A 20,182-nucleotide genomic window follows, 5' to 3' on the forward strand; every position below is an offset into this window, starting at 1 on the left:
ATGAGCAAGCACGGCATTTCCATCAACGGCAACACGCAACTGATTGCGCACATTGGGTTTCCCACACACACCTTCAAGTCGCCCATGATTTACAACCCGTACTTCGCCAGTGCGGGCATCAATGCGGTTGTGGTGCCTATGGGTTGCCAAACGCCCGACTATCCCGTGTTCTTGAAATCGGTGTTTAGCCTCACCAATATTTGCGGTGCGCTCATCACCATGCCACACAAGGTGGTGACCGTGGGCTTGCTCGACGAAGTGACCGCCACCGTACGCGTGGCCGGTGCTTGCAACGCCGTGAAAAAATTGGCTGATGGCCGTTTGGTTGGCGACATGTTTGATGGCGCTGGCTTTGTGCGCGGTGTGCAGCGCAAGGGGTTCGATTTGACCGGCAAACGCGTGTTGGTGGTCGGCTCGGGCGGCGTAGGTTGTGCCATTGCGGCGTCTCTGGCCGGTGCCGGCATTGCAGCCATCAGTCTGTTTGATGTGAACACCGCCTCCGCCGAAGCCTTGGGCCAACGCCTGAAACAATACTACTCGCACATCGATGTGCGCACGGGCTCGAACGATCCTGCAGACCACGATCTGGTGGTCAATGCCACGCCCATGGGCATGAACGAAGGCGATGCCTTGCCGATGGATGTGTCTCGTATTTCGCCTGATGCTTTTGTGGGCGAGGTGGTGATGAAAACCGAAATGACCGCGTTCTTGCAAGCCGCCAAAAACCGCGGCTGCCGCGTGCAAGTGGGCTCAGACATGTTGTTTGAACAAATTCCTGCCTACTTGGAATATTTTGGTTTGCCCACCACCACCGCAGACGTGCTGCGCGATGTGGCGCAGTTGAGTTATTGAGTTTTAGCGCTTAATTTTTCTTGGAGTATTCGATGACCTTGCCAACTACTCACCGTGATTCACACCGCGAGTCCGTGCCCGAGAGCCCCAACCGTTTGGGCTTGGCTGGCATTGAGTTCATCGAATACGCCACCAGTCGCCCTCAGGCGCTGGGCCAAGTGTTAGAGAACATGGGCTTTCGTCCCGTGGCTCGCCACCGCTCGCGTGAGGTCACCTTGTACCGCCAAGGCGGCATGAACTTGATCGTCAACGCCAGCCCCGATGACGCCCGTGTGAGCGCCACCACCGATGGTCAGCCTGTGATCTCTGCGGTGGCCTTTCGCGTGCGCGACGCGCTGCAAGCGCACACCCGCTGCATGGAGTTGGGCGCATGGAATGTGACCAGCCAAGCGCAAGCGATGGAGCTGCACATCCCCGCCATTCATGGCCCAGGCGGCAGCCGTTTTTACTTTGTGGATCGCTGGCAAGAGTTCTCGATTTACGACATCGACTTCAAACCCATTCCCACCGTCGACCAACACCCAGAAGCCACGGCTGGCATGAGCTACTTTGGTGTGGTTCAGTACATCGGTGCAGGCCGCAGTGCGGACTGGTTGGCTTACTTTGAACACATGTTTGATTTCAGCTTTGTGCCCGACGAACAGCGCTTTGGCATCTTGCCCAAAGGCAAGTTGATGAAGAGCCCTTGCGGTAACTTCTTGTGGCAACTCATCGAGCCCGATCCATGGATGGACACCGATGAATCGCCCGAGTGCTTGCAACGCATTGGTTTGGGCGCGGTCGATGTGGGCGCGGCAGTGACCGCACTCAAAGCCCGTGGCGTGGCGTTTGTCGAGTCCACCCAGTTGCACCCAGAAGACCGAGGTGCGCTCACACGCAGTGCCTTGGGCTCGGTGTCGTTTGAGCTGGTTCACAAAGACCAATGAAGGAGCACGCCATGAACTTGCTCGATGGTTTCGGTATGGACACCATCACGATGGCGGGCTCTTTAGAAGCCAAGCTGTCGGCGATGAAAGAGGCTGGCTTTTCACAAGTCATGCTCATGGCGCGTGACTTGGTCACGCATCCAGGGGGTGTACCCGCAGCCGTGGCCGCGGTGCAGGCCAGCGGCTTGCGCCCCACGGGCTTTCAGGTGCTGCGCGACTTTGAAGGTTTGTCTGGCCATTTGCATGGCTACAAAGTGGACATCGCCAAGTCGATGCTTGAGATGTGCGCGGCCACAGGCAGCAAAGTGTTGCTGGCGTGCTCGTCCACCTCACGCCACGCGACCGATGACTTGGACCACATTGCCCGCGATTTGAAAAAGCTCGCCATGATGGCCTTGCCTTTGGGCATCAAAGTGGCCTACGAAGGTTTGTCATGGGGCCGCACGGTCAATGAGTTCACCACGTCTTGGGATGTGGTGTGCCGCGCTGATTGCCCCAACCTCGGTATCGGCATCGACTCCTTCCACATCTTTGCGGCCAACACGCCATTGGATGCGATTGAAGACCTCGACCCAGACAAAATTTTCTTGGTGCAACTGTCTGACTTCATGTGGCACGAAACCCCCACGTTTGAAGACCGCATGACCACTGCTCGCACCTTCCGTGTGTTCCCGGGCGAGGGCGTGCACAGCGAGGCTTTGGCCGACTTGGTGCTGCGCCTTGACCGCATTGGCTATCGTGGCGACTACAGCTTTGAAGTGTTCAACGACGACTACCAACAATTGCCCTTGGCCACCGTGGCCGAGCGCGCGCGCAAGAGCGCCACATGGCTGCACGACAACGTGCTGCACCGCTCAGCCCCATTACCTGCTTGGACCCGCACACACGCTCCCCTATGAAACAACGTCAACTCGGCCCTTACACCGTTTCAGCCATTGGCCTAGGCTGCATGAACCTCAGCCACGCCTACGGCGCACCGCCTGCCCCCGAAGTGGGTGAGGCACTCATTCACCGTGCCCTAGACATAGGCGTCACGATGTTTGACACGGCAGCTTTGTATGGCTTTGGCACCAACGAGCTGTTGGTGGGCAAGGCGCTCAAAGCGCACCGCAGCGAAATCACCTTGTGCAGCAAAGGGGGCATGGCAGGCGTGTCGTTTCCCGATGGCGTGAAGCGCGTGATTGATGGCCGCCCCGAAACGCTGCGCAAGAACTGTGAAGACAGCTTGTCGCGTTTGGGCACCGATGTGATCGACCTTTACTATTTGCACCGCTGGGACAAACAAGTGCCCATCGAAGACAGCGTGGGCGCCCTGAGCGACCTCGTGCGCGCAGGCAAGATTCGAGAGATTGGTCTGAGCGAAGTCTCGGCTACCACGTTGCGCAAAGCACATGCGGTGCACCCGATTGCAGCCGTGCAAACCGAATACTCGCTGTGGACACGCAACCCTGAAATCGCGGTGCTCAAAACTTGCGAAGAATTGGGTGCCACCTTTGTGGCCTTCAGCCCTGTGGCACGTGGTTTCTTGTGTGGTGATTTGCGCGATGTGGGCACTTTGGCTGCCAACGACATTCGCCGTGCCATGCCGCGTTTTGGCGCAGACCTGTATGCCGCGAACCTGCCGTTGCTTGATGCGTACCAAGCCATCGCGCGCGAAGCGGACTGCACGCCCGCGCAATTGGCGTTGGCTTGGTTGCTGCACAAAGACAGCAAGCTCATACCAATTCCTGGCACGCAAAACATTCGCCACCTCGAAGACAACATGGCTGCTGTCGATGTGGTGCTGTCATCGGAGCAGATGCAACGCTTAGAAGCGCTCATCAACCAGCAGACTGTCCAAGGCTCGCGCTACAACGCAGTCAATGCCTCTGAGGTGGATACCGAAGATTTCAGCGCATAAAAAAACGCCTGATGAAAAATCATCAGGCGTTTAGCGCAGAGCAAGAAGGGTTTCTTCTTGCTTGTCTCTTTGTGGCTTACTTGCCAGCAGCGTGCTTGGCAATCAAAGCCTTGGCACCGTCTAGCATTTGTTTGCCGTTTTTGCCTTTGCTGTTCATGTCAGCCACCCAGTCGTCGGTCAAAGGTTGACCAATCTTTTTCCAGTTTTCCAACTCAGCTTTTGGAATCACGTTGACTGTGTTTTTGGTGGTGGTTTTCTTGCCTTCCACGTCAGCTTGCAAGAAGGCCTTGCCGGCCATGCCCGACAAAGCTTGACCGCTGTTGTGATCGATGACCTTCTTCAGCTCAGGTGAGAGTGAGTCGTACTTGGCTTGGTTCATCGCGAACACGAATGTGGCGGTGTAGAAAGCTGGCTCAGCAGGGTCGGTTTCAGAGTGGAATTTCACCAACTCTTGAATCTTCACGGCGGGCACCACTTCGTAAGGCACCACAGCACCGTCGATCACGCCTTTAGACAAAGCGTCGCCCACTTGTGGCACAGGCATGCTCACGGGTGTGCCGCCCAACAAAGCGATGAACTTGTTGGTGGTGCGCGTGGGGGCGCGTAGCTTCAAGCCTTTCAAGTCAGCCGCTGTGCGGATGGGCTTGTTGGTCATGTGAAACACACCGTCACCGTGCACGTGGAAGGCCAAAGGCTTGACGTCTTTGAACTCGGCTTTGGCGTATTGATCCACGTAGTCCCACAGCGCTTTGCTGGTGGCTTCTGGGCTTTGCATCATGAAGGGCAATTCAAACACTTCGATGGATGGGAAGCGGCCAGCCGTGTAGCCAGGCAAAGTCCAAATCACGTCGGCCACGCCGTCGCGCGCTTGTTCAAACAACTGAGGGGGCGAGCCACCCAATTGCATGGATGGGTAAATCTGGCACTTCATTTTGTTGTTCGACTCTTTGGCGATGCGGTCGCACCAAGGTTGAATGAACAAGGTTTGTGCAAATGATGAGGCGGGCAAAAAGTGGTGCACTTTGAGTGTCACTTCTTGGGCCATGGCTGCTGGGCTCAACACTGCAACGGTCAACGCAGCAGCGGCAGCAACTTTGAGAAAACGAGTCTTCATTTTTGTCTCCGGTTATAAAAAAACTTAGGTCAGCGCGTGCACCAGCCACAACGAGATGGCGGGGAACGCAATCAGCAACGCCAAACGAATGCCGTCGGTGATAAGGAAGGGCACAACACCTTTGTAGGTTTCGACCATCGGCACATCTTTGGCCAAACCATTCATGATGTACACGTTCAAGCCCACTGGCGGAAAGATCATGCCAATCTCACACACGGTGAGGATGAGGATACCAAACCACAGGGCTTTGTCAGAGGGGTTCAACCCGAAGAAGTCCATGCCCAAAATGACAGGAAACAAGGTGGGGACGGTCAACAAAATCATGGACATCTCGTCCATCACGCAGCCCAAGATGATGTAAAAAATCATGATGCCGCCCATCACCACCAGCGGTGAGATTTGCAAGTGGCCCACCATGTCGGCCAACTGTGCAGGCAGCTGTGACAAGGCGAGTGAGGCGTTGATCATGTCGGCACCAATGAAGATCAAAAAGATCATGCCGCTGGTCTGCGCGGTGGTGCGAATAGACGCCACCAGTTTGTCAAATGTCATTTCGCGACGCAGCAAGGTGATGGCAAAGGTCAACACGTTGCCAATGGCCGCACCTTCGGTGGCGGTAAACACGCCGCCGTAAATGCCACCGAACACCACCAAGAAGATGGCTGCAATCGGCCACACATTCAACGCGGTCGAGAGCAATTCGCTGCCGGTTGCTGCTTTGGCTTGAGGCGCTTGGTCAGGGTGGATGCGAACGATCACCGCAATGGCGATCAGGTAGCCCACAGCCGCGATCAACGCGGGGATGTAGGCGGCCAAGAACATCTTGGTGATGTTCTGCTCGGTCAAGATGGCGTAGACCATCAACGTGACCGACGGCGGCAGCAATACCCCCATCGTGCCACCCGTGGCCAGCGCTGCGGTGGCAAGGCGGCCCGAGTAGTTGATGCGGCGCATCTCTGGATAAGCCACTTGGGCAATCGTGGCGGTGGTGGCCACGGTGGAGCCAGAGATGGATCCAAACGCAGCACAAGCCAGCACACCCGCCATGGCCATGCCGCCTTTGAAGCGACCCAACAAGGCATTGGCAAAGTCAAACAAAGCCTTAGACAAGCCGCCGTGCACGGCAAACGCGCCCATCAGCATGAACAGTGGGATCACGGACAAGTCGTAAATTGACACGCGGCTGTACACCGCGCCTTTGAGGTGTGACATCAAAGGCAACCAGCCCGACAGTGCCATGTAGCCCAAGGCGCCTGGCACAAACATAGAAATCGCAATCGGCACGCGAACGGCCATCAGCGCCAACATGGCGCCAAACATGGCTAAGCCAATACTCATCGTGCTCATACGTCTTCCTTTGCAATCAAACCGAGGTGTTGCAGGGTTTGAACCAAGCCAATCACCGCGCACAGCACCAAGCCTGGCACCATCAACATATAGGGAATCCACAGTGGCAAGGCCATCAGCATGGAGGTTTCTTGGTTGGCCTTGATGTCCACACCACCGACGGCCACACGCCAAGCGACCAAGCCCAACACGAGTGTGTAGAGCAAAGTGCCAAAAGCATCTAGCCTGCTTTGGGTTTTCTCAGAAGTGCCTGTGGTGAAAAAATCCACAATGATGTTGGCTTGGCGAAACTGTGTGTACGGCAAAAACGAGGCTACCACCACAGCGCAGCCCAGCTGCACCAGCTCCACATCGCCCAAGATGGGGTGCGAAAAGAAAGCGCGACCAATCACGCTCACCACGGTGACGCACGCAATGGCCACCAACACAATGCCACCGATGGTGGCGCTTGCATCGCACAGGCGTTGCAAGACACGGTCGACGCCATGGGTAGGCGTGATGTTTTGACTCATGAAGTCTCCTCTTTGGGGGCTTGTGATTTAGTTGATTCAATTTTCTCGACGTATTGGGTGTCACGTCGAACAAAGAGAATCTAGCAGATATGCAATTTCGTCATACCTTCTTGAAAGAAATAACGAACGTAAGTCAAGGGTGATGGTCGTTACTCGCCAAAGTTCAGTGGCAAGCCCACGTAATTTTCGGCCATGGTGCGAGAACCCGCCTCACTATGGATGAGGTAGTCCAGCTCAGCCTCTTGGAACTTCTGGCCAATCTCGCCTTGATCCGGAAAGTTGTGCATCAAGCTGGTGAACCACCAAGAAAAGCGCTCAGCGCGCCAAATGCGAGCCAAGCAACGGGTGGAGTAATGATCAATGCCTGCGTGCGACTTTTCAACACACGCCTCGATCAGCGCATCCGACAAATACTTCACATCGGTGGCGGCCAAGTTCAAGCCCTTCGCGCCGGTGGGCGGCACGATGTGTGCGGCGTCACCTGCCAAGAACAAAGTGCCAAAGCGCATGGGCTCGGTCACAAAGCTGCGCAACGGGGCAATGCTTTTCTCGATGCTGGGGCCTGTGACCAAGTTCTCGCGGGCTTCTGGATCTAGGCGGTTACGCAACTCGGCCCAAAAGGCGTCATCGCTCCATTGCTCAACTTTGTCGGTCAGCGGGACTTGCAAGTAATAGCGGCTGCGCGTGTGGCTGCGCTGCGAGCACAGCGCAAAGCCACGTGTGCTGTTGGCGTAAATCAGCTCTTCGTGCACAGGTGGTGTGTCGGACAACACACCCAACCAGCCGAAGGGGTACACCTTTTCGAACTCTTTGATCGACTGTTTGGGCACGCTGGCACGGCAGACGCCATGAAAACCATCGCAGCCTGCAATGAAGTCGCACGCAATGCTGTGGCTTTTGCCGTCTTTGCTAAAGCTCACGCTGGGCTTGTCGCTGTCAAAGCCGTGAATCTGCACATCGTCGGCTTCGTAAATCGTGGTCAGGCCAGCGGCTTGGCGTGCATCCATCAAGTCGCGCGTGACTTCGGTCTGGCCATAGACCATCACTTTTTTACCGCCGGTCAGACCTTCCAAGTCAATGCGGTGGCGCTCGCCTTTGAACAACAAGTCAAAGCCCGTATGCACCAAACCCTCTTTGTTCATGCGTTGGTCCACGCCTGCTTGCGCCAACACGTCCAAGGTGACTTGCTCTAGCACCCCTGCGCGAATGCGGCTCAGCACATAGTCGGGGCTTTGGCGCTCCACGATCACGGCATCTACACCTGCCTTGTGCAGCAGCTGACCCAACAACAAACCCGAAGGGCCGGCACCCACAATCACCACTTGTGTACGCATGTCTCTGTTCCTTGTATTTAAAAGTGCACTGAGATTAATGGTGCATTTGATCTATCGCAAAGTTCAAAATGCAAAGCTGCACGGTGAATAGAATACTTGCACGATGATCGTGCAACCTAAATTCGCCTAAAACCTATGAACAAATCTGATTGGATCGAAGGCATGGCCCGTGGCATGGCCGTGCTGGAGAGCTTTGACACCGAGCGTCAACGCCTCAACGCCACCCTAACCGCGCAGCGCACAGGGCTGACGCGTGCGGCTGCACGTCGGCACTTGTTGACCTTGACGGAGCTGGGCTATTTAGAAACCGATGGCCAATACTTTTGGCTCTCAGCCAAGGTGCTGGGCTTTGCGGGCAGCTACTTGTCGAGTGCGCGTTTGCCACGCGCCGTGCAACCCACCTTGCACCAATTGAGCTTGGCCACGCAGTTGTCGTGTTCGGTGGCGGTGTTGCAAAACGACGCGGTCATCATCGTGGCACGCGGCATTTGGCAGGGGCCTGATTTACCCACCAAAGCCAGCCACCGTGTGTTGGCCTATGGCCTGCACGTAGGCACGCGCCTACCAGCCCACGCCACATCCACAGGCCAAGTCTTGCTGGCCAACTTGGCACCTGCACAAATGAAAGCGTGGCTAGAGGCCAACCCTTTGAGCCGCCTCACCGCCCACACCGCCACGCTGACCAAAGACTTGAAGCAAAAGCTCAAACAGATCGCCAAACAAGACTATTGCATAGCCACGCAAGAACACGAGCTGGGGGTTGACGCCTTGGCTGTGCCGCTGCGCAACGCGCGTGGTGACACGATCGCGGCACTCAACCTTGTGCGCTCTGGCGCGGGGCCTCACGCACCCGATTTGGCAACACGCTGGTTGCCGCTGTTGCAGCAAACGGCGCAAGCACTGCGGCCCTTGATTTGAATTGATAATTTCCAACGTGAACGCTGCTCCATCTTTTTCCCAACTTGTGACCGATCGCCGCTCTGTGCGTGCTTACTTGCCAACATCTGTTTCAGTGGCTGTTTTGCATGAGGTGCTGGTGCAGGCTCGCTTGGCCCCCAGTGGTGCCAACTTGCAGCCGGGTGCGTTTGTGCAAGTGCGTGGTGTGGTGCGTGAGACTCTCAGCACCGATCTGATAGACGCATGGCGCCATGGCCGCGAAGAGGCAGAAGACTACAGCTACTTCCCCACTCCCATGTCCCACACGCTGCGTCGCCGTCAGGTGGCTGCGGCACAAGCTTTGTATGGCGCCCTGGGTGTGGCACGTGACGACCGTGCAGGGCGCAACGCGCAGTTTGAACGCAATTTCCGTTTCTTTGATGCCCCCGTGGCGCTGATCGTGACCATGCCGCACGACATGGGCAGTGGCTGCTACATGGACTTGGGCATGACCTTGTATGGCCTGATGTTGGCGGCTCAAGCCCAAGGCTTGGCCACCTGCGCCATTGGCGCATTAGCGTCGTATCCCAATTTAATTCGTCAGCACTTGGCGATGGATGCGTCGTCACACATCGTGTGTGGCATCGCTTTGGGTTATGCCGACCCCAATGCCCCTGTGAACCAAACGCAAACCTCGCGTTGCGCTTTGGATGAGTATTTCAAGGTGGTGGGCTAAAGCTTAGCCACCACGGCGGCAGCCCCTAGCCCGCCAGCCCCAGCCACAGCGACCAAGCCTTGTGCGCCGCGTTTGCCATTGCGTTCTAAATCTGTCAAGAGTCGCACCAAAGCAATGGCCGCAGAGGCGCCAATTGGATGACCACGTGCAATGCCGCCGCCCAGCGCGTTCAGGCTTTCTGGTGCAATCGACAGACCTTCAGCAAAGCTCAAACCTTGCACAGCAAATGCGTCGTGCAGTTGGACATATTGCATCGCGTCTGCATTGGCCCAGCCCGAACGCTTCAAGGCCTCGCGTGCCGCTAGCTCAGCGGCTAGCAAGGGGAATTCGGGTGCACTGCCCACTGAAGCTGTGGCCACAGACTTTGCCTTGGCTTGGATGCCCAGTCGCGCGGCAGCAGTGGGTGCGACCAGCAAGACAAACGCCGCACCATCCGCCTGCGCTGAAATGGTGAGTGCACTCAGCGCAAAGGCATCCGCGTTTTGCGTGGCTAGCTCATCTGAACGTGCCACCACAGGCATGCGTTGGGCACGCGCAGCGTCGATCACGCGTGGGTAGGCGTCGTGTGTCACGCCTGCCACGGCCACAATTTCTGCGGCTAAGTGGGCTTGGTTGGCCACTGCGCTTTGGTGGCTGTGCAGCGCATAGGCTTCTTGTTGCGCACGCGTGTAGCCGTGCTGTGCCGCGAAGCGGGCAGCAGACAGCAGCATGTCGGGGTCTTGTGCGGCAGTGGGGGCAAACGCGGGGCGTTCGTAGGCCACCGCTTCATCGCTGGCGTGCAAGGGGCGGTGCATGCGAAGGGGGGCGCGGCTCCAGGCTTCGACGCCGCCTGCAATCACCACGTCGGCTTGTCCAGATGCAATCAGGCCTATGCCCATGCTGACGGCATCGAGGCCCGCGCAGCATTGGGTGTCAACGGTGTAGGCCGCGCAGGTTTGGGGCAGGCCTGCATGCAGCGACAACATGCGGGCGGGGTTGCCGCCTGCGCCTAGTGCGTTGCCCACCACGATGGCGTTGACGTGTGCGGCTGCTAGGCCTGCGCGTTGAAGCAGCGCCTGCACCACAGGCGCTGCAATGTCGTGCGCATGCAGCGCTTTGAATGCGCCACCACGGGGCACCACCGCGCTGCGCGCCCAAGCGGCGATCAAAGGAGTGGGCGTAGACATGAAGGGACTTTCTCGTCTTGCAAGCGTTGCTGCAGTTGCTTGGCCAAGGCGGGGTGATCGGTTTTGCCGCTGGCCGTCATGGGCCAGTCGGTGGCGATGAAAAACCGCTTGGGTACTTTGTAGCTTTCTAGCTGTTCGCGGCACAGGTGTGTCAGCGTTTGGGCAGACACATTGGCAGCGTCGTTTGAGGTGCAGACGATGGCCGCGACTTGCTGCCCGCGAATGGCATCGGGCAAGCCCAGCACAGAGGCATGAGCCACCCCGGGGCATGACAACAAAACAGCCTCCACCTCTTCGGGAAACAAGTTTTTGCCCTGCGTGACCACCATGCGGTTTTCGCGCCCGACAAGACACACATAACCCTGCGCATCTAGATAGCCCATGTCGCGCACCGACAGCCAGTCGCCATCGCGCACAGCGGCGGTGTGGTCATGGGCGGCACCCACGTAGTCGGTAAACAGCATGGGGCTGCGCACAAAAATTTGGCCTGTGCCCAGCGGTGGCTGCGGGTGACGAATGTCGATGTCGACATTCGAAAAAGGTTTGCCCACCGCTTGCGGTGGTGCGCTGGCATCGGCATCCATCCACGCCATGAAGCTGGTTTCGGATGCACCATAAAACTCAACAATGCGGGCATTGGGAAACAGGGCTTGCAGTGCCTCGGTGCGGTCGCGCATCCAGCGTGCGCCGCTGATCAAAATCAAACGCACACCGGCTATGGGGGCCAGCTGTCGACGCGCAGCCAGCTTCAACATCAACAGCAATTGACTGGGCACGGCCACCAAGCAAGGCGTGCGGCCTGAGCGCAAGGTGTCCATCATGCGGGTGGCAGAAAAACGTTCTTGCACCACCACACCTGCGCCACTCCACAAGCCCAGCACCATGCCAAACAAAAACAAGGAATGCGAAAAGCGCCCAGGGGCCAACACGCAGCTGGCCGCGTTTGGGCCAAAGGTGTCTAGGCAAACGCGCAGGCTTTCGGTCCACGATTGGTGGTGACGGCGAAAGCCTTTGGGCATGCCCGTGCTGCCCGAGGTGAAGCCAATGTAGAAAGGGCTGGTGGGGGTTGGTGTTTGCGTGATGCAGGGCTCAGTTAACGCTGCGCCCAGTTCGCGCTTCACGCTGTCGCGCACGGCGCTGGGCCAATCGGGGTCGCTGACGGCGGCGCATCGGCCGCTGTGGATGATGCCCATGAAGGCCACCATTTGCGCAAGGATGCCAAGCTGGTCATCCACAAACACGGTAGCGGGTGCGTTTTGCTGGGTCAGTGCGTCTGCGTGCTGCACCACGGCGGTGTGCAGTTGGGCAAAGGTGAGCTGGGTGTGCCCATCGTCCATGGCCACCACCTGCGCACGGGTTTGAGCCCAATGTGCGAGCGGCGCATGAACCAAGCTGTTAGCCACCAAAGCGCCAATCAGGCAAGCCACGGGCCACGGTGTGAACCACGGTGGCGCACAAGAGGCACTTGATCAAGTCGCCCGGCACAAACACCAAGGTGCCCATGATGGCTTGTTCCCACGACAGGTTGGCAATGTTGACCAAACCCACCACGCCAAACACGTGCACCACCAACAAGCCGCCCACAGCAGACGCGATAAACGCGCTGATGGCTGCAGCGCGAGGCGTGGCGCGAGGCAACATGTGCATGACCATGCCGGTCACGAATGCACCCACAGGCCAGCCAATGAGGTAGCCACTGGCAGGCGAAAAGAACACGCCCACACCACCACGACCACCCGACAACAAAGGCAGGCCAATGGCTACGGCAGCCAAGAACAACACCAAGGCTTGAAGCGCACGCTTGGGGCCCAACATGCAGCCCGCCAACATGACGCCCAAGGTTTGCAAGGTGATGGGCACGCCCAGTGGCAAATCAATTTTGGGGATCAAACCAAACACAGCAATGAGTGCTGCAAACAAAGAAACCAAAGCAATCGACAACGAAGAAGTGTTCATGAGAAAAAGTGGTGCAGCCGTTTCAGCGGCGATAGCGCACATGCAGTGTGTCGGCCACGCGTCGCGCGGCGATGAGCATGTGAAGGGTAAGCGGAGCCAATATTTTAAAACCACCCGCCTTGCCTGTGCGCAGGCGATGCGCATCGTCCAAGCGATGCCAAACAATGAAGAAATGCTCGGTAAAGCGCAGCATCAAAGCCACTTGCAACGACAAGCGTTCGGGCTGAATGCCCAAGAAACGCAAAGGCGCAAGCAGCCACTCCAACACACCTAGCAAGTCGGTGTAGCGTGTGGTGAGTGTGAGCGCAATACCCATCAAAGTGGTGCACAGCAAGCGCAGCACGCTGACCGCCCCCACCATGGGTTGCTGCATGTAAAGGTGAAACACCCCCATCAACACGCTGGCAACAACCAAACCCATCAGCAAGGGTTTGGCGCGAGCTGTGGCTTTTCCTAGCGACGCAAACATCAACACGCAACCCGCTGCACTGCCCAGCAACACCGAGAGCTCATGGGTGAAAAACACACCGGTGCCCAGCAGCGCTAAAAACGCCAACTTCACGCCAGCGGGTATGCCGTGCAGCCAAGTGGGGTGGTCGCTGTAAAGACTGCCCATGGCTTAGCTGACTAGTGTGGCGCGTTCTGCGACGTCGGCTTCGTATTGGGCGCACACCTCGGCACCTAGACCATCGGCACGCACGCGGCCCTTGTCTAGCCAAATGACGCGCTCAAAGTGGCGCACGTGGTCTAGCACATGGGTGGAAACAATGATTTGCTGGGGTGCAACCGAAATTTCTTGGCGCAGCAAAGCTTGCCCGGGTAGGTCGAGGCTAGAAAAAGGTTCGTCCAACAACAATGTTTGGTGCCCGCCAATCAGCAAAGCCAACCAACACACATGCTGGCGCTGCCCTTGGCTCAAGCTGCCAATGGCACGGGGTGCCCAGTCGGCCAAACCGCGTGCGGCCAACCACGTGCGCACGTGGGCTTGCGCCTGGGCGCGTGACCAACGCAGGTGGCGCAGACTCAAGGCCAGCTCTTCTTCCACCGTGGGGAAAATGATTTGCTCGTCGGAGTTTTGAAACATCATGCCGACGAAGGGTGCTGTACCGTCAGCTTCTAGCTCAGGCACATGCACGTGCCCCGATTGCGGCTGGTCTAGCCCGCAGAGCAAACGAAACAAACTGCTTTTGCCAGCACCGTTGTCGCCGATCAGACCAATGCGCTGCTCGAAGAGTTGCAGATTGAGCGCCTCAAACACCCGGGTGCGACCGCGCTGCAAGGTCACGTCTTTCAGAGCCATGCCGTTCGCGGGTCTGGGTGTTGTCGATGAATTGAAATCTGCTTGCATGCCAACACGTTTAAAAAACTAGATTATCGACGCAGTGCTCTGGCATGAAAAAACCCCACCACGCTTGCACGTGATGGGGTTTTAGACTTTGTAAATCCTTAACTGGCTAAGCCAGCGGGGGGATTAGAAAGATGTGCTGATACCGAAGGCAGTACGCTTCTGCTCAGTACCAGTGGAGGCAGCCAAGTTGCTTGCGTAGTTGATGCTGTCGTAACGCACATAAGCACGTGTTGTCTTGCTGAATTTGTAGTCAGCGCCCAAACCAGTCAACTTGCGATCGGTGTTGGTGGTGGACTTGTCATCGACTTTAACCATTTGAGCCATCAAGTCGATTGTTGGAGTCAAATTGTAGGTAACGCCAAATTGGCTGCTGCTGGTGAAAGCCACGGTGCCGGTGCCACTTGACTTGCCAGCGGCGGTTGCAGTACCCGCTGCATCAATAGGCGCAATCGCTGTTTGATTCTTGTTGGAAGAACGACCAACACCAGCATGCAGTTTCAATACTGGCAACACTTGGTAAGAAGCGCCCAAGATTGACATGGTTGTTGAGCTGTTTGCAGACAGTTGCGAACCGTTACTCGTGGAGTTGTTTGCCAACAAACCGCTGCCGTTCGCACCAACCGAAACTTTGGTCGTTGCGTACACAGCAGACAAAGGACCTTGAGCGTAGCTGAAAGAGTACTCATCCACACCAACAACGTCAGTGGTTCCTTGGTTGTTGGTGATGGAGGATGTAGTTGCCGCTCCAGCAGGTGCATTCTTCATTACCTTTGCATATGTTGCACCGAAACCACTGTATGTTGGCGAGATCAACTTGATGGTGTTGCCTTGACGGATCTGACGCTGACCAGCGTTGGTGGCAATAGCAGCATCACCAGTACCAATCACGGAGTTAGCGAAAACGTTGTTGCTACCAGTAGCGCCTGTACCAAAACCGTTGTGAATGGAGAAGTTAGTGCTGTATGCGCTGCCAACACCTGTGGAGAACGCTGGCGATGCCACGCTGGTCACAGCAGTGAGAACTTCGCTGTTAGGGTTACCAAAACGCAAGGTACCCAGGTTAGCGTCGGAGAGATCAATGTAAGACTGTGCGTTGCCGAAACCACCCACGCCCAGGGTAGGAGCAGTACCGTCCTGTGTTTGACCAGCGGCCTCAGCCCAGTCGGTACCTACGAAGAAGTTAGCCTTCAAGCCGCCACCGAGGTCTTCTGTGCCACGAATGGTGACAGTAGTTGTACCGGCGCTAGACGAGAATGCTTTGGCATCACGAAGGTTGTTGGTGTTGTCAGTCACTGTGTAGCCACGGTCAAAGTAACCAGACATAGTGACAGAAGATTGTGCAAAAGCGCCAGTAGCGGCGAGTGCTGCGATAGCAACGAGGGTTATTGCCCTGCTTCTTTTGATGAGCGTTAATTTGCTTCAATAGCGTCAATGTGTTCACAACTCTGAAGAGTTATGAACTATGAAATGTTCATTGACGCAACGAAACGGAAAAAATGTATCCCCATGGTTCAGCAAACGATGACTTCTTTTTCGTTCCACGGGCACGAAATTCCCCCATCAAATCAAGCTTTATGCAAGTGGAGGGCTTGCCTGAGAAGTTAAAAATATTCAGGATCGCAGGCAGCAAATATTGGCAGGTTCGAATATTTAGCTATGGTCGATACATCAGTAAAAGTCTCAAGACGACCGATGTGAATGAGGCCTTGTTGTTTGCAACGGTCTTTTACGAGCAACTTGTGAGGCAAGGACGTGTGGGCGAATCCGCAGCGCCTGACATAACGCAGGACTTGGTCAATCGCCAACATCTTTTGCACGACTTGATTGGGGAGGTGTTGCAGCGCGAGTCAGAGCGCGTGATGCGAGATGAAATCAAAAAAGAATCTTGGGTCATGACAAAAATTAGGCTTGAAGGATTGATTTTTGATTTCCTAAAGTCCAAGCAGTTGAAGTCAATTGACAGCAAAACGGTTGAGCACTTTGTTGATTTTTTAACTCAGAAGGCTTTGACCGGTTCAACCATTCTGGGCTACTTGGCGCACCTGCGAAAGCTGCTTCGTTTGATGTTTGTGCGCGGGGTGATCCAGCAGATGCCGCTTTTCCCGCAAGTCAAATTGCAACTTAACTCTCGCGGCGCATTCACAGTCACAGAGTACAAACTGATTTTGCAGAAGTCAAAAGAGCTGACAAGATCGCTCTACAACCATTGGGGGCTCGGCAAGCGTGCTTGGATCAATGAGGCGTATCACACCATGCCTCCTGAAATGAATGGATTGATTCGTTTCATGGTCTACACCTTTGTGCGCCCAGGTGATGTGCGTCAGCTGCAGCACAAACACATTGAAATCATCAAGGGCCGATTCAATTACCTGCGGCTCACGTTGCCCGAAGTCAAGCGTCACAAGGCGCCCATCGTCAGTCTGCCTCCAGCAGTTCGCATCTATGAACAACTGCTCAAGGTTCAAAAGCAAAAGGGTTTTGGCCGTCCTGATGACTACGTCTTTTTCCCTGAAGAGAAAAATCGACGACGGATGCTGGACATCGTGGGCTGGCTGTTCAATTGGATCCTCATCGACCTTGGCATCAAGCGTGGGCCTCATGGTGTGATGCGCTCTTTGTACAGTTTGCGGCACACCGCCATCACATTTAGGTTGATTTTTGGTGGAAATATTGACTTGCTAACCCTTGCAAGAAATGCACGCACGTCTGTTGAGATGATTGAAAAGTTTTATGCCAGCACGCTCTCTGCCGAGATGAACATCGCCTTATTGCACGGTAAGAGAGGTAAGTAATATCCCGAGTCAAGTTGTCTCTAGAATGCAAATTTTGACTTCCTTCAACCTCAACTGGAGCTTCACATGAAAAAGCAGTTCGTTACCTTGGCCGTGGCCACCCTGTTGGCTGGCACCGCCTTTGCACAAGCCAATGACACCATCGCCAAAGTCAAAGCCGCAGGCTCAATCACCATGGGTGTGCGCGATTCTTCAGGCGCTTTGTCTTACACCTTGGGTGACGGCAAGTATGTGGGCTACCACGTGGAGATTTGCCAACGCATCATTGCCAACCTCGAGAAGGCTGCAGGCAAGAAGTTGGAAGTGAAGTACACCCCAGTGACTTCGCAAAACCGCATTCCTTTGACTGAGAACGGCACCGTGGACATCGAGTGCGGCTCGACCACCAACAACGAAGCCCGTCAAAAGCAAGTGGCTTTCGCGTTCACCACGTATGTGGAAGAAGTGCGCATCGCTGTGCGTGCCAACTCAGGCATCACGTCCATCGGTCAGTTGAACGGCAAGAACGTGGCCACCACAACGGGCACCACGTCGGTGCAACTGTTGCGCAAGAACGAACGCGCCACCGGTGTTGATTTCAAAGAAGTGTTCGGTAAAGACCACGCAGACAGCTTCTTGTTGCTCGAGTCTGGCCGCGCTGATGCGTTCGTGATGGACGGCCAAATCTTGGCTGGCAATATCGCTAACTCCAAAGCCCCTGCCGATTTCAAAATCGTGGGCGAAGTGTTGAACGTTGAACCCATCGCCATCATGTTCCGCAAGGACGACCCTGCGTTCAAGAAATTGGCTGACGACACCATCGCTGGTTTGGCCAAGTCTGGCGAACTCGCCAAGCTGTACGACAAGTGGTTCACACAAGCGATTCCTCCAAAGAACATCAAGCTCGGCATGCCTGCCAGCGATGCCAACAAGGACGCTTGGAAAAACTTGAACGACAAGCCTGTCGAAGCTTACGCCAAGAAGTAATTCCGGAAAACGCACAACATGACACTCGATTGGCAGGTTTTTCTTCAAGACGATGGCGGGGGAAGAACCTACCTCGAGTGGATGTTTGAAGCCTGGGGCTGGACGCTTTCTGTAGCGGGCAGTGCCTGGGTGGTGGCAGTTGCGTCGGGGTGCCTGATTGGCATTCTGCGCACCTTGCCACAAGACACGCGTTTGAACGTGTGGTTGACTCGATTCGCCAACGTGTGGGTGGAGCTGTTTCGCAACATTCCCGTGTTGGTCCAAATTTTTCTCTGGTACTTTGTGTTGCCCAAGATCTTTCCGGCCATGCAACAAGTACCGGGGTTTGTGTTGGTGGTGCTGGGCTTAGGATTCTTCACCTCCTCACGCATTGCCGAGATGCTGCGCGCCGGTATTCAAGCCATGCCACGCGGCCAGCGTTATGCGGCTATGGCCATGGGCTTTACCACTTGGCAAACGTATCGCTATGTGCTGTTGCCCATTGCGTTTCGCACCATTTGGCCGCCGCTGACCAGCGAGTCGATGAACTTGCTTAAAAACTCTTCGGTGGCTTTTGCGGTGTCGATTGCCGAACTCACCATGTACGCCATGCAAGTGCAAGAAGAAACCTCGCGCGGCATTGAGGTGTACTTGGCCGTGACGGCGCTGTACACCGTGTCTGCTTTTGCAGTGAACCGTGTGATGGCTCTCATTGAGCTTCGCATGCAAATCCCTGGCCTCGTGGTTGCGGGCAATGTGGGCGGGGGACACTGAACATGAGCGCACTCGATTTTTCTTTTATCGAATGGGACATCTTCAACAAGTTTGTGTTGAAGGGCATGTTGTTCAGCATTGAGCTGACCATCGTTGCCACCGTTGGCGGCATTGTGTTTGGCACCATCCTCGCGCTCATGCGCTTATCGGGTAACAAGGTCTTAGAACTGCCCGCCGTCATTTATGTGAATGGCATGCGATCCATCCCCTTGGTGATGGTGATTTTGTGGTTCTTCTTGCTGATCCCGTTTTTGATTGGCCGCTCCATTGGCGCTGAGCTGTCAGCCACCATCACCTTTGTGGCTTTTGAGGCGGCGTATTTCAGCGAGATCATGCGTGCGGGTATTCAGTCCATTCCGCGTGGTCAGGTCATGGCGGGTCAGGCTTTGGGCATGAGCTACGCGCAGAACATGCGCTTGATCGTGTTGCCGCAAGCCTTTCGCAACATGATTCCGGTGTTGCTCACGCAAACCATCATCTTGTTTCAAGACACCTCGTTGGTGTACGCCATTGGTGCGTATGACTTGCTCAAGGGTTTTGTGACGGCTGGCAAGATTTATGGCCGTGTGGAAGAGGTGTACATCTTGGCCGCCTTGGTCTATTTCGTGATTTGTTTTGGCCTCTCGGCCCTCGTGCGTCGCTTGCAAGCGCGCATTGCCATCATTCGCTAAGCCTTAAGTTGCGCTGGAGTTCATCGTGATTGAATTAAAAAATGTTTCCAAGTGGTACGGCCCCGTTCAGGTGTTGAACCAGTGCTCGACCAAAATTGAAAAAGGCGAAGTGGTGGTGGTCTGCGGTCCATCGGGCTCAGGTAAATCCACCCTCATCAAAACCATCAACGCCTTGGAGCCTTTCCAAGAGGGCGAGATTTTTGTAGACGGCATCGCCGTGCACGGCAAAGACACCAACCTGCCCAAACTGCGCAGCCGCGTGGGCATGGTGTTCCAGCACTTCGAGTTGTTTCCCCATTTGTCGGTGACCGAAAACTTGACCATCGCCCAGCAAAGGGTGTTGGGCCGCAGCGAAGACGAAGCGCATGCGCACGGCTTGAAATACCTAGAGCGCGTGGGCCTGATGGCACACAAAGACAAGTTCCCAGGCCAACTCTCAGGTGGCCAGCAACAACGCGTGGCCATTGCCCGAGCTTTGAGCATGGACCCGATCGTGATGTTGTTTGATGAACCCACTTCAGCCCTCGACCCCGAGATGGTGGGCGAGGTGTTGGACGTGATGGTCGACTTGGCCAACGAGGGCATGACCATGATGTGCGTGACCCACGAAATGGGCTTTGCGCGCAAAGTGGGCAGTCGCGTGATCTTCATGGATGTGGGGGGCAAGGTGTTGGAGGATTGCTCGAAAGACGAGTTCTTCAACCACCCCGAAAACCGTCAGCCACGCACCAAAGAGTTCTTGAACAAGATCTTGGCGCACTGATTTCTGTTTTCCCTCCGGAGAGGGTTGCGGGGGGGGGGGGGGGGGGGGGGGGGGGGGGGGGGGGGGGGCGGGGAGTGAGGGGCGCCCCCCCCCCGCCCCCCCCGCGGGGAAGAAGAGGAGAAGCCCAAAGACACGAGAAAGAAAAAGAGGGGGGGGGGGGGGGGGGGGGG

At 56.1% G+C, this 20,182-nt stretch carries 21 protein-coding genes; 11 read left to right on the forward strand and 10 right to left on the reverse strand.

Annotated elements, in window-relative coordinates:
• Genes RMR24_RS09395 through RMR24_RS09410 form a run of 4 tightly spaced genes read left to right on the forward strand, consistent with a single transcriptional unit; the run spans position 1 to position 3,678 of the window.
• On the forward strand, positions 1–852 hold the full coding sequence (locus RMR24_RS09395; RefSeq protein WP_310614816.1) for a ThiF family adenylyltransferase: 852 nt from the start codon (positions 1–3) through the stop codon (positions 850–852).
• A gap of 32 nt (positions 853–884) precedes the next feature.
• Positions 885–1,778 carry a 4-hydroxyphenylpyruvate dioxygenase gene (locus RMR24_RS09400; RefSeq protein WP_310614817.1) on the forward strand — a complete coding sequence of 298 codons (894 nt, stop codon included), beginning with the start codon at positions 885–887 and terminating at the stop codon, positions 1,776–1,778.
• Between the two features lie 11 nt (positions 1,779–1,789).
• Positions 1,790–2,677, forward strand: a complete 888-nt coding sequence (locus tag RMR24_RS09405) for a TIM barrel protein (protein WP_310614818.1) — start codon at positions 1,790–1,792, stop codon at positions 2,675–2,677.
• Complete coding sequence (locus RMR24_RS09410) at positions 2,674–3,678, forward strand: aldo/keto reductase (RefSeq protein ID WP_310614839.1); 1,005 nt, start codon at positions 2,674–2,676, stop codon at positions 3,676–3,678. Before RMR24_RS09405 ends, RMR24_RS09410 begins: the two co-directional genes overlap by 4 nt.
• Positions 3,679–3,754: 76 nt before the next feature.
• Here the strand turns inward: RMR24_RS09410 and RMR24_RS09415 are convergent, their stop codons facing one another.
• The 4 genes from RMR24_RS09415 to pobA form a co-directional block, all read right to left on the reverse strand.
• On the reverse strand, positions 3,755–4,792 hold the full coding sequence (locus RMR24_RS09415; RefSeq protein WP_310614819.1) for a TRAP transporter substrate-binding protein: 1,038 nt from the start codon (positions 4,790–4,792) through the stop codon (positions 3,755–3,757).
• 24 nt (positions 4,793–4,816) lie between these two features.
• On the reverse strand, positions 4,817–6,139 hold the full coding sequence (locus tag RMR24_RS09420; protein WP_310614820.1) for a TRAP transporter large permease: 1,323 nt from the start codon (positions 6,137–6,139) through the stop codon (positions 4,817–4,819).
• A complete protein-coding gene (locus RMR24_RS09425) occupies positions 6,136–6,651 on the reverse strand; it encodes a TRAP transporter small permease (RefSeq protein WP_310614821.1) in 516 nt (171 codons plus the stop codon). The genes RMR24_RS09420 and RMR24_RS09425 overlap by 4 nt, the downstream gene beginning before the upstream one ends.
• Positions 6,652–6,800: 149 nt before the next feature.
• Complete coding sequence (gene pobA, locus RMR24_RS09430; RefSeq protein ID WP_310614822.1) at positions 6,801–7,985, reverse strand: 4-hydroxybenzoate 3-monooxygenase; 1,185 nt, start codon at positions 7,983–7,985, stop codon at positions 6,801–6,803.
• Between the two features lie 135 nt (positions 7,986–8,120).
• On the opposite strand from pobA, the gene RMR24_RS09435 reads away from it, so the two are divergent.
• A complete protein-coding gene (locus RMR24_RS09435; RefSeq protein WP_310614823.1) occupies positions 8,121–8,903 on the forward strand; it encodes an IclR family transcriptional regulator C-terminal domain-containing protein in 783 nt (260 codons plus the stop codon).
• A gap of 16 nt (positions 8,904–8,919) precedes the next feature.
• Positions 8,920–9,597: a nitroreductase gene (locus tag RMR24_RS09440; RefSeq protein WP_310614824.1), complete on the forward strand. Its 678-nt coding sequence runs from the start codon at positions 8,920–8,922 to the stop codon at positions 9,595–9,597.
• On the opposite strand, the gene RMR24_RS09445 is transcribed toward RMR24_RS09440, so the two are convergent.
• The 6 genes from RMR24_RS09445 to RMR24_RS09470 form a co-directional block, all read right to left on the reverse strand.
• Positions 9,594–10,763, reverse strand: coding sequence for a thiolase family protein (locus RMR24_RS09445; protein ID WP_310614825.1), 1,170 nt, complete (start codon positions 10,761–10,763; stop codon positions 9,594–9,596). The two genes, RMR24_RS09440 and RMR24_RS09445, sit on opposite strands and share 4 nt — an antisense overlap.
• Positions 10,742–12,166, reverse strand: a complete 1,425-nt coding sequence (locus RMR24_RS09450; RefSeq protein WP_310614826.1) for an AMP-binding protein — start codon at positions 12,164–12,166, stop codon at positions 10,742–10,744. The genes RMR24_RS09445 and RMR24_RS09450 overlap by 22 nt, the downstream gene beginning before the upstream one ends.
• Positions 12,159–12,719: a biotin transporter BioY gene (locus RMR24_RS09455; protein WP_310614827.1), complete on the reverse strand. Its 561-nt coding sequence runs from the start codon at positions 12,717–12,719 to the stop codon at positions 12,159–12,161. Before RMR24_RS09455 ends, RMR24_RS09450 begins: the two co-directional genes overlap by 8 nt.
• 22 nt (positions 12,720–12,741) lie before the next feature.
• Positions 12,742–13,335 carry an energy-coupling factor transporter transmembrane component T gene (locus RMR24_RS09460; RefSeq protein ID WP_310614828.1) on the reverse strand — a complete coding sequence of 198 codons (594 nt, stop codon included), beginning with the start codon at positions 13,333–13,335 and terminating at the stop codon, positions 12,742–12,744.
• 3 nt (positions 13,336–13,338) lie between these two features.
• Positions 13,339–14,067, reverse strand: coding sequence for an ABC transporter ATP-binding protein (locus tag RMR24_RS09465; protein ID WP_310614829.1), 729 nt, complete (start codon positions 14,065–14,067; stop codon positions 13,339–13,341).
• A gap of 123 nt (positions 14,068–14,190) precedes the next feature.
• Positions 14,191–15,471 carry a porin gene (locus tag RMR24_RS09470; protein WP_310614840.1) on the reverse strand — a complete coding sequence of 427 codons (1,281 nt, stop codon included), beginning with the start codon at positions 15,469–15,471 and terminating at the stop codon, positions 14,191–14,193.
• Between the two features lie 92 nt (positions 15,472–15,563).
• Here RMR24_RS09470 and RMR24_RS09475 point away from each other — a divergent pair, with 92 nt between their 5' ends.
• The 5 genes from RMR24_RS09475 to RMR24_RS09495 all read left to right on the forward strand — a co-directional run bounded on the left by RMR24_RS09475 (position 15,564) and on the right by RMR24_RS09495 (position 20,012).
• Positions 15,564–16,859, forward strand: a complete 1,296-nt coding sequence (locus RMR24_RS09475; protein WP_310614830.1) for a phage integrase SAM-like domain-containing protein — start codon at positions 15,564–15,566, stop codon at positions 16,857–16,859.
• 66 nt (positions 16,860–16,925) lie between these two features.
• On the forward strand, positions 16,926–17,825 hold the full coding sequence (locus RMR24_RS09480; RefSeq protein WP_310614831.1) for an amino acid ABC transporter substrate-binding protein: 900 nt from the start codon (positions 16,926–16,928) through the stop codon (positions 17,823–17,825).
• 18 nt (positions 17,826–17,843) lie between these two features.
• Positions 17,844–18,578 (forward strand): amino acid ABC transporter permease, encoded by a 735-nt coding sequence (locus RMR24_RS09485; protein ID WP_310614832.1) that lies wholly within the window; start codon positions 17,844–17,846, stop codon positions 18,576–18,578.
• 2 nt (positions 18,579–18,580) lie between these two features.
• Entirely contained in the window at positions 18,581–19,249 is a 669-nt protein-coding gene (locus RMR24_RS09490) for an amino acid ABC transporter permease (RefSeq protein WP_310614833.1), read from the forward strand.
• Between the two features lie 25 nt (positions 19,250–19,274).
• On the forward strand, positions 19,275–20,012 hold the full coding sequence (locus RMR24_RS09495) for an amino acid ABC transporter ATP-binding protein (protein WP_310614834.1): 738 nt from the start codon (positions 19,275–19,277) through the stop codon (positions 20,010–20,012).
• The last annotated feature ends 170 nt before the right edge of the window (positions 20,013–20,182 follow it).

Origin of the sequence: Limnohabitans sp. (assembly GCF_031539105.1) — a bacterium.
Taxonomy (GTDB): Bacteria; Pseudomonadota; Gammaproteobacteria; order Burkholderiales; family Burkholderiaceae_C; genus Limnohabitans.

What these genes read in the sequence shown, in the direction of transcription:
- RMR24_RS09395 (WP_310614816.1), top strand. Translation starts at nt 1, where the DNA reads ATGAGCAAGCACGGCATTTCCATCAACGGCAACACGCAACTGATTGCG.
- RMR24_RS09400 (WP_310614817.1), top strand. Translation starts at nt 885, where the DNA reads ATGACCTTGCCAACTACTCACCGTGATTCACACCGCGAGTCCGTGCCC.
- RMR24_RS09405 (WP_310614818.1), top strand. Translation starts at nt 1,790, where the DNA reads ATGAACTTGCTCGATGGTTTCGGTATGGACACCATCACGATGGCGGGC.
- RMR24_RS09410 (WP_310614839.1), top strand. Translation starts at nt 2,674, where the DNA reads ATGAAACAACGTCAACTCGGCCCTTACACCGTTTCAGCCATTGGCCTA.
- RMR24_RS09415 (WP_310614819.1), bottom strand. Translation starts at nt 4,792, where the DNA reads ATGAAGACTCGTTTTCTCAAAGTTGCTGCCGCTGCTGCGTTGACCGTT.
- RMR24_RS09420 (WP_310614820.1), bottom strand. Translation starts at nt 6,139, where the DNA reads ATGAGCACGATGAGTATTGGCTTAGCCATGTTTGGCGCCATGTTGGCG.
- RMR24_RS09425 (WP_310614821.1), bottom strand. Translation starts at nt 6,651, where the DNA reads ATGAGTCAAAACATCACGCCTACCCATGGCGTCGACCGTGTCTTGCAA.
- pobA (WP_310614822.1), bottom strand. Translation starts at nt 7,985, where the DNA reads ATGCGTACACAAGTGGTGATTGTGGGTGCCGGCCCTTCGGGTTTGTTG.
- RMR24_RS09435 (WP_310614823.1), top strand. Translation starts at nt 8,121, where the DNA reads ATGAACAAATCTGATTGGATCGAAGGCATGGCCCGTGGCATGGCCGTG.
- RMR24_RS09445 (WP_310614825.1), bottom strand. Translation starts at nt 10,763, where the DNA reads ATGTCTACGCCCACTCCTTTGATCGCCGCTTGGGCGCGCAGCGCGGTG.
- RMR24_RS09455 (WP_310614827.1), bottom strand. Translation starts at nt 12,719, where the DNA reads ATGAACACTTCTTCGTTGTCGATTGCTTTGGTTTCTTTGTTTGCAGCA.
- RMR24_RS09460 (WP_310614828.1), bottom strand. Translation starts at nt 13,335, where the DNA reads ATGGGCAGTCTTTACAGCGACCACCCCACTTGGCTGCACGGCATACCC.
- RMR24_RS09465 (WP_310614829.1), bottom strand. Translation starts at nt 14,067, where the DNA reads ATGCAAGCAGATTTCAATTCATCGACAACACCCAGACCCGCGAACGGC.
- RMR24_RS09475 (WP_310614830.1), top strand. Translation starts at nt 15,564, where the DNA reads ATGTATCCCCATGGTTCAGCAAACGATGACTTCTTTTTCGTTCCACGG.
- RMR24_RS09480 (WP_310614831.1), top strand. Translation starts at nt 16,926, where the DNA reads ATGAAAAAGCAGTTCGTTACCTTGGCCGTGGCCACCCTGTTGGCTGGC.
- RMR24_RS09485 (WP_310614832.1), top strand. Translation starts at nt 17,844, where the DNA reads ATGACACTCGATTGGCAGGTTTTTCTTCAAGACGATGGCGGGGGAAGA.
- RMR24_RS09490 (WP_310614833.1), top strand. Translation starts at nt 18,581, where the DNA reads ATGAGCGCACTCGATTTTTCTTTTATCGAATGGGACATCTTCAACAAG.